At 68.4% G+C, this 13,781-nt stretch carries 9 protein-coding genes; 6 read left to right on the forward strand and 3 right to left on the reverse strand.

The features are described from left to right. Window positions 1-110: 110 nt before the first annotated feature. Together HK417_RS23455 and HK417_RS23460 are read right to left on the reverse strand one after the other, a co-directional pair. Window positions 111-506, reverse strand: a complete 396-nt coding sequence (locus tag HK417_RS23455; protein WP_222272810.1) for a type II toxin-antitoxin system VapC family toxin — start codon at window positions 504-506, stop codon at window positions 111-113. 19 nt (window positions 507-525) lie between these two features. Continuing rightward, window positions 526-756, reverse strand: a complete 231-nt coding sequence (locus HK417_RS23460; RefSeq protein WP_222272812.1) for a FitA-like ribbon-helix-helix domain-containing protein — start codon at window positions 754-756, stop codon at window positions 526-528. Window positions 757-1,294: 538 nt separating this feature from the next. Between HK417_RS23460 and HK417_RS23465 the strand changes: the two genes are divergently transcribed. The 6 genes from HK417_RS23465 (at window position 1,295) to HK417_RS23485 (ending at window position 11,961) form a co-directional block, all read left to right on the forward strand. Beyond that, window positions 1,295-1,945 carry a TIR domain-containing protein gene (locus HK417_RS23465; RefSeq protein WP_222272814.1) on the forward strand — a complete coding sequence of 217 codons (651 nt, stop codon included), beginning with the start codon at window positions 1,295-1,297 and terminating at the stop codon, window positions 1,943-1,945. Window positions 1,946-2,065: 120 nt separating this feature from the next. Next, window positions 2,066-2,194: a hypothetical protein gene (locus HK417_RS25935; RefSeq protein WP_261327662.1), complete on the forward strand. Its 129-nt coding sequence runs from the start codon at window positions 2,066-2,068 to the stop codon at window positions 2,192-2,194. A gap of 614 nt (window positions 2,195-2,808) precedes the next feature. Next, on the forward strand, window positions 2,809-4,401 hold the full coding sequence (locus HK417_RS23470; protein WP_222272817.1) for a P-loop ATPase, Sll1717 family: 1,593 nt from the start codon (window positions 2,809-2,811) through the stop codon (window positions 4,399-4,401). Between the two features lie 46 nt (window positions 4,402-4,447). Beyond that, on the forward strand, window positions 4,448-6,529 hold the full coding sequence (locus tag HK417_RS23475) for a patatin-like phospholipase family protein (RefSeq protein ID WP_222272820.1): 2,082 nt from the start codon (window positions 4,448-4,450) through the stop codon (window positions 6,527-6,529). Window positions 6,530-7,151: 622 nt separating this feature from the next. Continuing rightward, window positions 7,152-8,816: a hypothetical protein gene (locus tag HK417_RS23480; protein WP_222272823.1), complete on the forward strand. Its 1,665-nt coding sequence runs from the start codon at window positions 7,152-7,154 to the stop codon at window positions 8,814-8,816. Between the two features lie 1,030 nt (window positions 8,817-9,846). After that, a complete protein-coding gene (locus tag HK417_RS23485; RefSeq protein ID WP_261327664.1) occupies window positions 9,847-11,961 on the forward strand; it encodes a WD40 repeat domain-containing protein in 2,115 nt (704 codons plus the stop codon). A gap of 850 nt (window positions 11,962-12,811) precedes the next feature. Here HK417_RS23485 and HK417_RS23490 read toward each other — a convergent pair. Further along, the gene (locus tag HK417_RS23490) at window positions 12,812-13,201 is read right to left on the reverse strand and encodes a hypothetical protein (protein WP_222272831.1); all 390 of its coding nucleotides are present in this window, start codon (window positions 13,199-13,201) and stop codon (window positions 12,812-12,814) included. Window positions 13,202-13,781 lie beyond the last annotated feature (580 nt).

Below are 13,781 nucleotides of genomic sequence, written 5' to 3' on the forward strand. Positions count from 1 at the left end.
TCGTTCCTGGTCGGAGGGCATCTGATCTTCGGGGCGCGCCGTCGCTCACCGCGTCAGGCGGTGCATCCGGGGTAAGGGATCCTCGACCGGCGTCTCGTGCGGGAAGGGCGTCAGCACAAGACGCGGATGGCGCACCGGGGGCCAGGAGCGGTGGCCAGCCGACCGTCCGCCGTGACCAGTTCGCAGTCCAGCCGCTCGGCCAGGGCCACGTAACAGGCGTCGTAGGCGCTGACGTTGGCGCGCAACTCGAAGGCGCGCCGCACCAGTCGAAGCGTCGGGACCCGCTCGAACCGCAACTGCTGCAGATGCCCGACGGCGACCTCGAAACGCTGGTCGGTCAGCGTGCGACCCAGCCAGCGCTTGCGGAGCACCGACACGGTCTCGCCATCAACCAGATCAGGCGCGGTGACCTGATCGGCCGCGCGCAGCTCACCGCGGGCGGCCTCCCCAGCTGCCTCATCGTCGGCCAGAGCGTTGGCCAAGATGGAGGCGTCGATGACGATCACCGTGCGCTCACTTGGCCGATCAGCGCCGTGAGCGTTCTTCGTCCAAGTCGGCCACGGCCGCCTGCAAGCCGACGCGACCGCCGTGCTGGTCCTCGACCTCGTCGAGGACCTCGCTGATCGAGCGTTGCTCCGCGAGGTGGCGCAGCTCGACGGCGAGGTACTGCTGTAGCGACTGGTGGCGGCGCGCGGCCTTGCGCTGGAGAGCGGCGTGAACGTCTTCGGGGACACCCCGGACCAGAACGTTCGGCATGCTTGCATAGTGCTCACATCAGCTGGTCACCGCAAGGAGTCGCCGTCTCGCTCGAGGATCGAGACGGGGGCCTCCGGCGGCCTCGGAAGTCAGCGGTGACGACAGGACGTCGCCGCAGTCCTCACTGCCTCTGCCGAGGGCGCGTCGTCTCTTGGTCGGACTCCACCACCGCCTTCGCTAGCCCGGGGCTTTCATCGCGCATGAGCTGAGTGCTGGCCCAGGAGCACGAAAGGTGCCTCTGACCTGCAAGGGTGTTGCTTGCTGAGGGCAAGATCCGCGCGGGCCAGGAGGCACCTTTCTGGTGAGGAAGCGTAACGGGCGATACCCGCGTCTGACCGCCGACGGGCGGGGCCAGCGTGTGCCCCACGCCGGAGCGGTGCTCTGATTGTCGAGGCGCAACAGCCGCCCGATCTCGACGAACCGGCGAAGGAAGTCTTCCGGTAACGGCCGATACGCAACCCGTTGTGACACGGCCTGCTGCGAACGGCAGGCGATGGCGTTTTCCCGACGCTGTCGTCACCCGTCCTATCGTCTGCCAATGACAACCGAGCGCGGCGATTGGCCGATATCGACTGACGTGACCCAGGTCCGTGCACAGCTGGACGCCCTGCTCCGAGCCGGGGAAAGCTTGCGGGCCGATGCGCTCTCGGGGGAGAGCCCGTCGTCCCTGGTCGGCGCAGTGATGGCCCAATTTTGGATCGAGAGGATGGACGACTGGGACGAGCGGGTGGCCCATAGCCTGCGGCAGGTATTTGCTCCTTCTCCCTCCAGGGACAAGTTCATCGCTGTCCTGCCCGGACGGAAGCCCGCCACGTTCGAGAGCACAGAAGACGCCTTCAACAGGCGTCGAAACGACCTGCATCGACAGCTTGAGGCTCTGCGGCAGCTGCGTGCGGCCGTCGCTCCTCGGACGGACGTCTTTCTGGTGCACGGGCGCAACCTGAGGGCCGCGGAGGACCTCGTCCTCCTGATGAAGGAGTTTGGGATTCACGTGCCAGCCTGGGAGGGCGCGGCTGCGGCCGCGAAGAAGGGAGCGCCCACGAACCTTGAGGTAGTCCGGGCGGGGATGGCGCAGGCCGACGCGGTGGTCGTGCTCTTGACCCCCGATGACGAAGGCCAGCTCAAGGAACGATTCCGGCGCGACGATGATCCCGAATGGGAGCGTACCATCACTGGCAGCCGCGGATGAACGTGACCTTCGAGGCAGGAATGGCCGTCTGCGTGAAACCGGAACGTGATCAGCTCGTGTTCGTGTAGGTGGGGTCACGTCCGCCAGTTCACGGACATCGCCGGCATCAACATGATCCACTTGGACCACTCGGTCACCTCGCGGGAGTCCTTCGGCCGCCGGCTGGGCACCGCGGGACTCTCGGTGGTCCTCGATCCGTCGCCCGATGCCCCGTGGCGGACCGTCGGCGACTTCCAATTGCTGGAATGACCGCTGCCCCGAGATGACCTCGCCAGAAGGTGAGCGTCTTCGCAGCCAGGGTGTTTCGTAGGACCCCGAGGATCAGAGCCTCGCCGCCCGCTGCGAGCCGGTGGGGCGGGTGGGGCTCGAACCCACGACCCAGGGATTATGAGTGCTCACGCTCCAGGCGCCGTGCTCAGCTAGGTAGACGCAGCTCACGCTTGAGCGTCAGGCGTCGAATACTCGGGTCTAGGCTTGGACCTCTTGCAGGCACTCACTGATCGCAGCCTGTAGCCGGGGCGCCGCCGCCGGTGAGCTGGATGCCTGGCCCGGCCGATTACTGCGTGCCGGCGCCGACGGCGTCGATGTCCTTTGCTGCATCACCCCCGAGGGCGCCGTCCGCCAACTCCGCCTGCGCCCCTATGGGACGACGACCCGCTGGTCTGATTGCCCGCCACGCCGACGCCCCGGCCGCTTCGGCGAGCCGGGTTGCACGGACCTGCGCAGGCCACGCGCGACCCGACTGCGGTGGAGCGGCTCGGGCAGGCATGTATTCACACGTCCCTCTGCGCCTCTGAACACACGGCAACACCGAGCGTCACCGGTAGTCGGAGGAAGCCATGGGAGCAGCACCAGAAGATCTGATGCGAATCCTCACGCACAAGCGGCCCTTGGGGCCGCCTTACACGGAGGAATTGCTCAGGAGTCCTCGCGGCATCTTCGAGCAGCTCTACGACCGCACGAACTGCTGCCATGGAACGGCGGAGCGCGATGACCCGGTCTTCGTCGTCGGGCGCAAGGGCTCCGGAAAGACCGCCTTCCTGGTGGGAACGTCCTTCGTGGACGGCTCGAAGGTCATACTCATCAAGTCGGAAGACGCATACCACGAGATAGAGCGCCTCCGGCTCCGATACACGGCTACGGTCGGCCCGCTCTTCGCGGAGAACCTCGCGCACGTGTGGCAGGTGCTGCTGACCCACGCAGCAATGCTGCTCTCGTATCGGGTGCCCGGCCTCAGACACACGGATGAGGCCCGGCTCATCGCGTCCTACCTCAGTTCGTACGGCAACCCGTCGTATCTGGAACCCGGAAAACTGCTCGCGCGCGTGGGGAGGGCGCTGTCCGACGTTCTGGTGAGCTCAAGTCCCGGCCTCACGGTCGAGGAGATGTGTGCATCCCTCCGAACGGACGTGGCCACCTACACCAGCGCTCATCGGTCGTTCATGGACCTGGTCTCACGAAAGCAGGCCCGCCTGTACGTCGTCGTCGACAACCTCGAGGACCTGCATGTCCACGTGGAGACCCTGAGGACGACGCTGTCTGCGCTCTTCCGGGCCACCCGCGATTTCGCCGACGCTACGGAGACGCTGCCGTTCAGGGTCCGGTTTGCCTTCCCGGCGGAGCTCGTGAGGCGCCTGCGCGACCTCACGGCCAATCCGGAGAAGGACTTCCTCAACTATCTCGTCATCAGGTGGACCGCAGCCGAGCTGATGACCATTGCCGGAAACCGCCTGCGGCGATACCTGGATCTGTACCACCACGACCAACTGAGACTGCTCGGACTGCCCCGCCAGCACGACGAGCGTGACACGCAGATGGCCGAAGCCACCCTGAGGGCGCTTCTCCCGCCCGGGACGATCCGCAACGGTCTTGGGTCGGAAGAGGACCCGGTGGCCTACATCATGCGGCACACGCAACTCCTGCCGCGCCACCTCATCCAGATACTCAACGAAATTCTGGCGCGCCCGGCGCGACAGTGCGGCGGTCTTCCGGTGGCCAGCCCTCGAGATGTCCTAGAAGGTGTGCGAGAAGCCGAGTTGCGGATAGTCGACGGCATTCTCTCCAGCTATTCACTCGACTACCCGTACATGGCCGCGGCGCTCGGGTACCTCAAGAACCACATACCCAACGCACTCACGTGCAGCGAACTCCATCGCGCCTTCAACGCTGCCGGAGTCGCCCGGTCGGGCGTCGACTACAGCGACTTCCTAGAGGGCGCCCTCGACGTGGGGGTCCTGGGTGTCGTCGAGCGCTCGACGTCGCGGTACTCCATCGGCCGCTTCTCCTACACGTTTGCGGAAACGTTGAGGCCGGTCGAGGGCGAGGACCGGATCTGTGTCCATCCCCTCTTCATGTTCCGGCTCTTCGACAGAGGAGGGATCCGCAGGCTCCGGGAGCAGGGAAACCTCCCCGTCTATCCGTACGGTTCGGACATAGGCCACTACGACTATGACTAGCGGACACAGGTGGGCCTATCTCGCTGGAGCGCATGCGGGGAAGAGCGTGCTCGGCATCTCCTTCTCCGGAGGGGGCATCAGGTCTGCCGCCTTCTGCCTGGGTGCCTATCAGGCGCTCTCCCGGCAGGGACTGTTCCAGAGGGCCCGCTTTCTGTCCGCGGTGTCCGGCGGCAGCTACATCGCCGGCGCCCTGACGGTCGCGCAAGGTAAGTCCGACGCAGAAGCGCTGCGAGGGGAGGCTGCCCCCTGGTCCCGGGGGAGCCCGGAGGAGTGGTACCTCCGCACGAACCTCAGTTACCTGGCTCCCGGTCTGTCCGGTCGCCTGTGGCTGGTAGTGAATTTCGTCTACGGCCTGTTGCTGAACCTCCTGCCCCTCGTCGCCGGGTCGTACTTGGCAGGCCGCGTCGTCGGGTTGGTCTACGGGGCCACGATCCCCGGTATAGGAACGCCCGATGGGCGGCTGGCCGACAGCAGCGCATGGGGTGGCGCTGCCGCCGCCTGCCTCTTCATGGCGGCGGTCGTGCTCGTCGGCGTGCGGCGGTTCTTCGACAGGAACCGGTTCAGTGCCATACCGGGAGAGCAGTGGCTCAGGCGCGGGGCGACAGCCCTGGCGGCGAGCTCGGGTGTCGTCGTCATCCTGACCGTCTGCCTCCCTCTTCTCGTGCACGTCCTCGGGCTCGCGCTGGCCGGTGATCCGTTCCGGGTGGGCCGAGCCGACGACCTGACGCTGAGGCTGCTCGTCAGCGTGATGATGGTGCTGGGAGTGGCGCTCCTGGGCGTCGGGGCAGTCCTGCTGATGCGGCTGGGCAGGGCCCGCGCACTCCAGGGCGTCCTGGCGTTCCTCAGCGGATGGGGGGTGCTCGCCGTTCCTTTCATGGTGGCGGCAGAGGGTGAGGCGCGAACCGGCTGGAATTCTTCGGTCGATCCGTGGGTGATCCTGGCAGCGCTGAGCACGTTGGCGGTATGCGGGTTCTTCATCCACAACCGTCGTTACTCCATGCACCTGTACTACCGGGAGCGGTTGAGCTCCGCCTTCGTCCTGAGGCGGACCAGCTCCGCCGCCGGGGTTCGCGTGGCGCCCGTGCCCTACGACGACCAGGTGAGATTGAGCGACGTCGGTCGGGAGATCGAAGCCAAGCGCAGGGCCGGCCTGCCGTTTCCGGAGCTGGTCGTGTGCGCGGCAGTGGCAGCCCGTGAGGGGGATGTCCCCAACAAGAGCTGGGCCGCCTCCTTCACGTTCGACGCGGAGCGGTCGGGATGCGTCGACCTCGGGCCTCTCATGGAGACCGCCGAGATGGAACGGACGCACACGCGGGGCGGCAGCGATCTTACCCTGCCGTCGATGATGGCGATCTCGGGAGCCGCCATCTCGCCGACGATGGGTCGTTTCACCCTGCCGGCACTGCGCCTCCTGATGGCGCTGGCCAACCTTCGCCTCGGAGTGTGGATCCCGAACCCCTTCCGGCGTGCGGATGTGTCGTGCCCTCCGTCGGGGGATCACTCTCGTGTGCGCCGCATCGGGAAGGCGCTCGCGGCGGGATGGCGGGAGCCGGGCGGCCTGTACGTCCTGAAGGAAGGCCTGGGATTGGCGGGGACCCGGGGCCGCTTCATCCACGTGTCTGACGGAGGGCACTGGGAGAACCTCGGCCTGGTGGAGCTGATCAGGCGGCGCTGTACGCACATGATCGTGGTGGATGCCAGCGCCGGTGGTCGTAGTCCGCTGCAGGACATCGCTCGCGCAGCGGCCCTGGCTCGGTCGGATCTGGGCGCAGAGGTGCGGTTGAACCCTGAAGCCACCCTTCCGTCGGCCGAGAGCGGCATGGCCGAGGTGCCGGTGGCGGTGGGAAGCGTGACCTACCCCGACGGCAGCATGGGCGTCATCTACTACGCGCGCTGCGTGTTGTGGGACGGCGTCCCGATGGACCTGGCCATCTTCCGGGAGAAAGACCGACAATTCCCGCAGCACCCCACGGTCAACCAATTGTTCTCCGGGGAGCAGTTCGATGCCTACCGGGCACTGGGTTGGGAAGTCGCTTCCGCACTAGCTGAACACGCCCACATCCCCCTCGACCAGTTCGACGCTGGTGCGGGGGAGGGCGAGGAGGCCGAATCGATTTTGGTCATGTGAGGTGCCGCTCACCGCGGGGACATGGACACGGTCCGCGCGCTGCGCCGGCGATGTTGACAGGCGCCACGCAATGGGGCCCTGTGAGGCCGGACAAGATCGGCGATCTTGGGAGCCGACGCCACTCAGCGCCGAGCTGCACGAACACCGGTGGGGCGGGTGGGGCTCGAACCCACGACGCAGGGATTATGAGTGCTCACGCATGGTGCGCTGTGCCGACTCGAGTCGACGAAGGTCACGCGGGAACGTAGGTCGTCGAATACGGGGGTGTTGACGCGTTGACATGGGCCACGTCCGGTGGCGACGCTGGTTCACGGCCGACCGGGTCCATCCTCACCGCAACGAGGCGCCGAACGTCGCAGCCTCCGAGACGCCCCACGGCAAACGACGGTTGGCGGCTCGCACGAGGACCACGTCCTCGGTGACCCGAGCGTGACGCGGCGATGACGGACGACCGGCCTATACAGAGGCGGGCCCTACCGGGTCTCCTGATAGTTACTCACCCAACCAAGACTGTGGGGGGGTGCGACTGAATTGCAGTCGGACACAACTCGCCTTCCTACGGGCAGGGGTCACACCAACGGAGGATCGGGGCCGGCACCCTGAGGTCGTTGGGAAACCAGCCATGGACAGACGTCGACTACGCAACCATCTGATCTACGCCTCTGTCGCGGTTGGACTGTTGGTGGCGGGGTGCTCATCCGACCCCGGCTCCACTGCGGCGGAGTCCGAGGCCGGGCGGCCACCGGCAGACCCGGGATCGTCCGGCGAGGAGTCGTTCTCGCTAGATGAGGCGTTCCTCCAGGAGTTGTCCGGTGCAAAGACCTTGGAGGAGGTCGTCGAGATCCTCTACGGGCGGTGTGGTGACGATCCGTCCATCTCCGACCGGGAAGGGTGCAAGGCCGCCGTTAGGGAGCGCCTGGCGACCGCGCCGGTGACTTTGATCGACGCCGGCGTGCCCGGATGTACTGCCCGCTGGGAGGGGGGCGGCATGGTCCTCAGTGGTGCGGACTGCGTGACCGCCTTCCGTCTGGTCGACTCCAGCGGCGAACCCGTCGACCCCGCGACCCTGCCGCCGGACGGGCGGCTGCCCCAGGGCGCTGGGATCGCGCCCGGAGTGGTACCCCCACCCGGGGAGTCGGCAGTGGACGAGGCGTTCCTCGATGACGTCTCCGGTGCGCAGACCTTGGAGGAGGCCGTCGAGATCCTCTACGGGCGGTGTGGCGACGATCCGTCCATCACCGACCGGATGGGTTGCGAGGCCGCCGTCCAGGAGCGCCTGGCGACCGCGCCGGTCACACTGACCGGCCCCGGCGTGCCCGGCTGTGCTGCCCGATGGGAGGACGGCGGCATCCTCCTCAGTGGTGCGGACTGCGTGGACGCCTTCCACGTGGTCGACGCCAAGGGTCAACCCCTCGACCCCGCCACCGTGCCGGCAGACGGCCGACTGCCCCAGGGCGGCGGGATCGCGAGCGGCGCGGTACCCGCGCCCGGGGCATCAGGGGGCGGCGCGGGCGACACCACCACGGATGGAGGACCCCCGGCTCCCCAGACGGTTTCGCCAGCGCCGGGGGTGGACGACTTCTTCCAGAAGTTCGGGGGTACGCCGACCCTGACGGAGGCCATCAAGGCCCTCACCGACCGCTGCTTGGCAGAGAGTGAGGACCTGGACGAGGGGGAAGTCGAGGTCATCGACAAGAGGACGTGTGTGGAGAACGTCCCCACGTTCTTCGAGACGAGCCCGGTCGTCGTGACCGACCCGGATGCCGAGGGCTGCCAGGCCAGTTGGGTTGAGGCCACTAAGGATGAGCCCGGTCACGTCCTCCTCATCGGCGGAGGATGCGTGGCGGCCTTCGGCCTAGTGGACGCCGACGGCGATCCCATCGAGATCAAGGACCTGCCCAAGGACGGGCGGCTCCGTCCGGGGGAGGGGATCTCGCAAGCGGCCGCGAAGGAGCCGGAGACCACGCCGCCGGAGCCGCCACCGCCGCCACCACCGCCAGCGGAGCCGCCACCACCGCCAGCGGAGCCGCCACCACCGCCAGCGGAGCCGCCACCGCCGCCAGCGGAGCCGCCACCGCCGCCAGCGGAGCCGCCACCACCGCCACCGGAGCCGCCACCACCGCCACCGGAGCCGCCACCACCGCCACCGGAGCCGCCACCGGAGCCGCCACCGCCACCGGAGCCGCCACCGGAGCCGCCACCGCCACCGGAGCCGCCACCGCCGCCACCGGAGACGGAGACGACCGCAGGGCCAAACAGGGACACGACGGAATCCACCACACCGTGACCGCCCGAAGAGGCCAACGACAGCGCCGGCGTGGGCGGCGAGGACGAGTCGCCAGAGTCTTCCTCCGCCATTCCTCCGACAATGCCCGGTCGGCTGTCCTGGTCTGCGCGGAAAGCGGGAACTGCGGTTGTGTAGTGGTCACCGGGGGCGGCACGAGGGCTGATTGCGTTGCGGTTCGGAGAGGCGCTGAGTGCGGCGTCGGGTCGGAAGCTCAAGTTGGAGTTTCTCGGTGACCGATCACTCGGTCTCCCATGGAGAGGACACCACACCTCCGGTGTCCGGGCATGAGAGTGCCGGGTTCAGGGCATTCATGTCCTACAGTCACGCTGCCGACGGGAAACTCGCTCCCGCCCTGCAACGTGGATTGCATCGACTTGGGAAGCCCTGGTATCGCCCGCCGATCTTCCGCGTCTTTCGTGACAGCACGAGCTTGACCGCGACGCCTGCGCTCTGGTCATCCATCGAGCAGGCACTACAGGCATCGGCGTTCTTCATCTTGCTCGCGTCCCCACAGGCGTCAAAGTCCTCGTGGGTCAACCGAGAGGTGGCGTGGTGGCTCACGAACAAGCCACGCGACCGCCTGCTGATCGCCTTGACCGACGGTGACATCAGGTGGGACAACTGCATCGGGGACTTCGACCGGGATGCTTCCAGCGCCTTGCCGCCGGACTTGTACGAGGTGTTCGGTGAAGAGCCCCTCTGGGTGGATCTGAGATGGGCGCGTACCGCGAACGACCTCTCGCTCCACAATGCGAGGTTCCGCGAGGTCGTGGCAGATCTCGCTGCACCCCTGCACGGCGTCAGCAAGGAAGATCTGATCGGGGAGGACACGCGTCAACAGCGACGAACCGTCAGATGGCGCAACTCTGCTGTCGCAGCTTTGCTCATCTTGGCGACCCTCGCGACCTTCGCATCGATTCAATTCTTCGTCCAACGGAACGTCGCCCGTGAACAACGGGACCTCGCAGTAGCACGTCAGCTCGTCACCCAGGCGGACGCAGCACGAGACGGTGACGCTCGCACCGCCCTCTTGCTGGGCATCGCGGCCCAGCGCATCCACCCAGGCCCGGAGGCCGAGAGCAGCCTGGTGGACACCCTGACGCACACGCGGTACTCGCGCACACTGCCGCACGACAGTGGCGTGGTCGGGCTGGGGATCACCCGTGACGGCCGCACCCTCGCCACCGGCGGCTTCGACGGCACCATCACATTGTGGGACGTGGCCGACCCCGCCCGGCCCCGCCGGATCGGCCAGCCCCTGCGCGGCCACAGCAGCTTCGTGTACTCCGTCGACTTCTCCCCGGACGGACGCACGATGGCAAGTGCGAGCAATGACCAGACCGTCGCCCTGTGGGACGTGTCCGACCCGGCCAGGCCCGCGCGGCTCGGGGAACCGCTCACCGGCCACACCGATGCCGTACACTACGCCGCCTTCTCCCCCGACGGACGGACCTTGGCCACCGCGGGGTTCGACCACCTGGTGCTGCTGTGGGACGTGTCCGACCCGGCCAGGCCCGCGCGGCTCGGGGAACCGCTCACCGGCCACACCGACCTGGTGACCATGGTGGCCTTCTCTCCGGACGGACGGACCTTGGCGAGCGCGGGGTTCGACCACCTGGTGCTGCTGTGGGACGTGTCCGACCCGACCGGACCCCGACGGCTCGGGGACCCCCTCACTGGCCACACGAACGCGGTCTGGGGAGTGGCCTTCGCGCCTGTCGGTCGCATCCTCGCCACCGCGGGAGCCGACAGCAGGGCCCTGCTCTGGGACGTCAGCGACCCGGCCGCTCCCCGGCGGCTCGGCGAGCCGCTGACGGGGCACATCAGCGAGGTGTACGCGGTGTCCTTCGCGCCGGACGGGCGCACGCTGGCCACGGCCAGTACGGACCGGACCGTCGTCCTGTGGGACCTCGCCGACCGCGTGCGGCCACGGCGGATCGGCGAGCCCCTGACCGGACACACCGGCTACGTGAACGCAGTCGTCTTCCTTCCCGACGGGCGCACGCTGGCCACGGCCAGTACGGACCGGACCGCCATCCTGTGGGACCTCGCTGATCCCGTGCGGCCACGGCGGATCGGCGAGCCCCTGACCGGGCACGTCGGCCCCGTTGAAGCAGTCGCGTTCGCACCGGACGAGCGGACGGTGGCCAGCGGCGGTGCCGAGGGTCTGGTGGGGCTCCACGATGTCACCGAGCCGACGCGACCACAGCAGCTCGGTGGGCCGCTGACCGGGCACACCGGCGAGGTCTACGCGGTGGCGTTCTCTCCGGACGGAGGGACGCTGGCCACCGCCGGAGCCGACCGCTCGGTCCTGCTGTGGGATGTCGCCGACCCGGCCCGGCCGCGACAGCTCGGTGGGCCGCTGACCGGGCACACCGGCGAGGTCTACGCGGTGGCGTTCTCTCCGGACGGAGGGACCTTGGCCACCGCCGGAGCCGACCGCTCGGTCCTGCTGTGGGATGTCGCCGACCCGGCCCGGCCGCGACAGCTCGGTGGGCCGCTGACCGGGCACACCGGCGAGGTCTACGCGGTGGCGTTCTCTCCGGACGGAGGGACCCTGGCCACCGCCGGAGCCGACCGCTCGGTCCTGCTGTGGGATGTCGCCGACCCGGCCCGGCCCCGTCGGCTCGGTCCGGCGCTGGGCGACCACGCGAGCCTGGTGTACACCGTGGCGTTCTCCCCGGACGGGGACGCGCTCGCGAGCGGCGGTGCCGACCGCTCCGTCCTGCTGTGGGACGTCGCCGATCCGGCCCGGCCCCGTCGAGTCGGTCCGGCGCTGACGGGACACAGCAGCTACGTGCGATCGGTCGCCTTCGATCCCGAAGGTCGCACGCTCGCCAGCGGCGGTGCGGACGACGCCTTCGCCCTGTGGGATCTGACCGACCTGGGACGACCGCGTCCGCTCGGTGAGCCCCTCACCGGGCATCGGGGGTCCGTCAACGCGGTCGCGTTCTCTCCGGACGGGCGGACCCTGGCCACCGGCAGTGGCGACGGCACCGTCGGACTGTGGGACCTCGGACAGCTCTGGACCCTGAGAGAAGAGCCGGTCGAACGGGCGTGCGCCATCACTGGGCGTGGTCTGAATCGTGAGGAGTGGCAGCGCTTCGTCACAGGCCTGGCCTACCAGGACACCTGTGCGTCCTGAGCTCGTCGCTGGGGGTGCCGATCGTCGGCTGTCCGATTCACTCCGTTCAGGCAGGGGGTCGTCTCGTCGTAGCGGCAGTTGTGGTCCAGGCAACCGGAGAGGGGGAGAGGCCGGTCAGCTCGGTCACCCCCAGGCGTCCGGGCCCGACCCGCGCCGGCGTCAGACCCGGCAGCCCATCTTCGACCAAGCCGCCAAGGCCGCTGGGCTCCTTGACTCCAGTCCGCATGACCTCCGGCACACCCGCCGGCAGCCCGCTGGTCGCCAAACGGCGCGACGGCAAGGCGGTCCAGCCGAAACTCGGCCACGCATCTGCGGGGATGACCCTCGCCTCCTCCTACGGCCCTTCAATGACGTCCTCCGCCCCTCGCCGAGCATGGACGCCGCCCACGTCATGGAGGGTCGTGTGGACGGATCAGGATCGACGGTCTCGACGACCGATGCCTCACGCCGCTGACTCGCAGAAAGACTCGTGGGGCGGGTGGGGCTCGAACCCACGACCCAGGGATTATGAGGTATCTCAGGGCCCTGAGCTGACCTGCATGATCATCGGTGATTCCTCTTCTGACCTGCGGTTTCATAGTTGGCGGCCGATGGCCGTCGATGAGCCGAAAGGGCCCTTTTGTGGGCACCGTGTGGGCACGGTGTGGGCACGGCGGGTACGCATACCAGGCAGGGGTATATGCCCTCACGCGTCCCGGCGGGAGCGGTTGGGTCGCTCGGGCGGGTGTGCTGCTTGCGGGCCTTGGCGCCCGTGTGGGGGACGCCTAGACTGAGCCTTGCCTGTCGCGCTGAGCTTCAGGAAGTGGGCCCGGCTCCTCTCCGGACGGTGAGCGGCCGGGCTTCGCGCTGTCTACGGCGGCGAGACGTCCTCGGCCGCGGTGATGTCCGCGATGCGCGCTCGCCAGGTGCCTCCGGCGGAATGGCTCCAGGCCAAGGCGTCGGCGACCCACAGAAGCGGGTCGCCGTGCGGCGGCAGATGCACGTAGCGAAACGGTTGTGGACGGTCGAGGCGGCGGAGTTCCTCGACGAGCACCTGACGGTCGCGTTGGTCGCGCCCTTGGCGCGACTCGATGATCAGTCGCTGCACTCCGCGGTCGAGAAGCGGGTTGACCATGCGACGGAAGCTCTCGGCGCGGACGTCGGTCTCGCGGCCCTTGCCGTAGAAGGCCAGCGCCGACAGCTGGCCGCTGCCTACGACTGCGTCGAGAATCTGCCGGCGGCGGCTGTCGCGCTCGGTCACGAAGTGCCACCGCCGCTGCCCGGGCAGGCAGAACGACCGAACGAGCCGGCGTAGCCCGTCTACGTCTCCGTCCGCGACGACCGCGACGCACACGTGGTAGTTGGATCCACGGGCCGACTCATCGACGAATGCCTGGGCGGTCAACCGGCTGCCGGGCGGGCCCGCTCGACTTCACCTCTGTGATGCCAGGCTCCAGGCGGGATCGGCTCCCTCAGCTGCTGCACGAGCAGCATTCTGGACGACCCGCGAAAGACCGGAACCTGGGCTGCGCGAGGCATAGCCTCATGAGCGAGGAGCTGTCGGGAGGCGGGGCCTGCACGTGCCCGCCAATGACGGCGGTTCACCGCCGATCCGCACAAGCGAGTGCATCGCGAACTAGTCCCGCGTGAGTGGTGACCTGGGGCTGTCGGTGGGGAGCGGCGTTGACATGCGCGTTTGCGTTGTTCAGCGTTGGCAGACGATGGGCCGCGCTGAGCGTCTTGGGGACTGGACGGGCACTCGCGGCAGGTCTGATCCGAAAATCTCCGTCAGGCCGGTCAGGCCGCGGGGTTGAGCGTGACCGCGTAGCCGAGGGCCTGCA

It is taken from the genome of Modestobacter marinus, from assembly GCF_019799945.1.
Taxonomy (GTDB): Bacteria; Actinomycetota; Actinomycetes; order Mycobacteriales; family Geodermatophilaceae; genus Modestobacter; species Modestobacter marinus_B.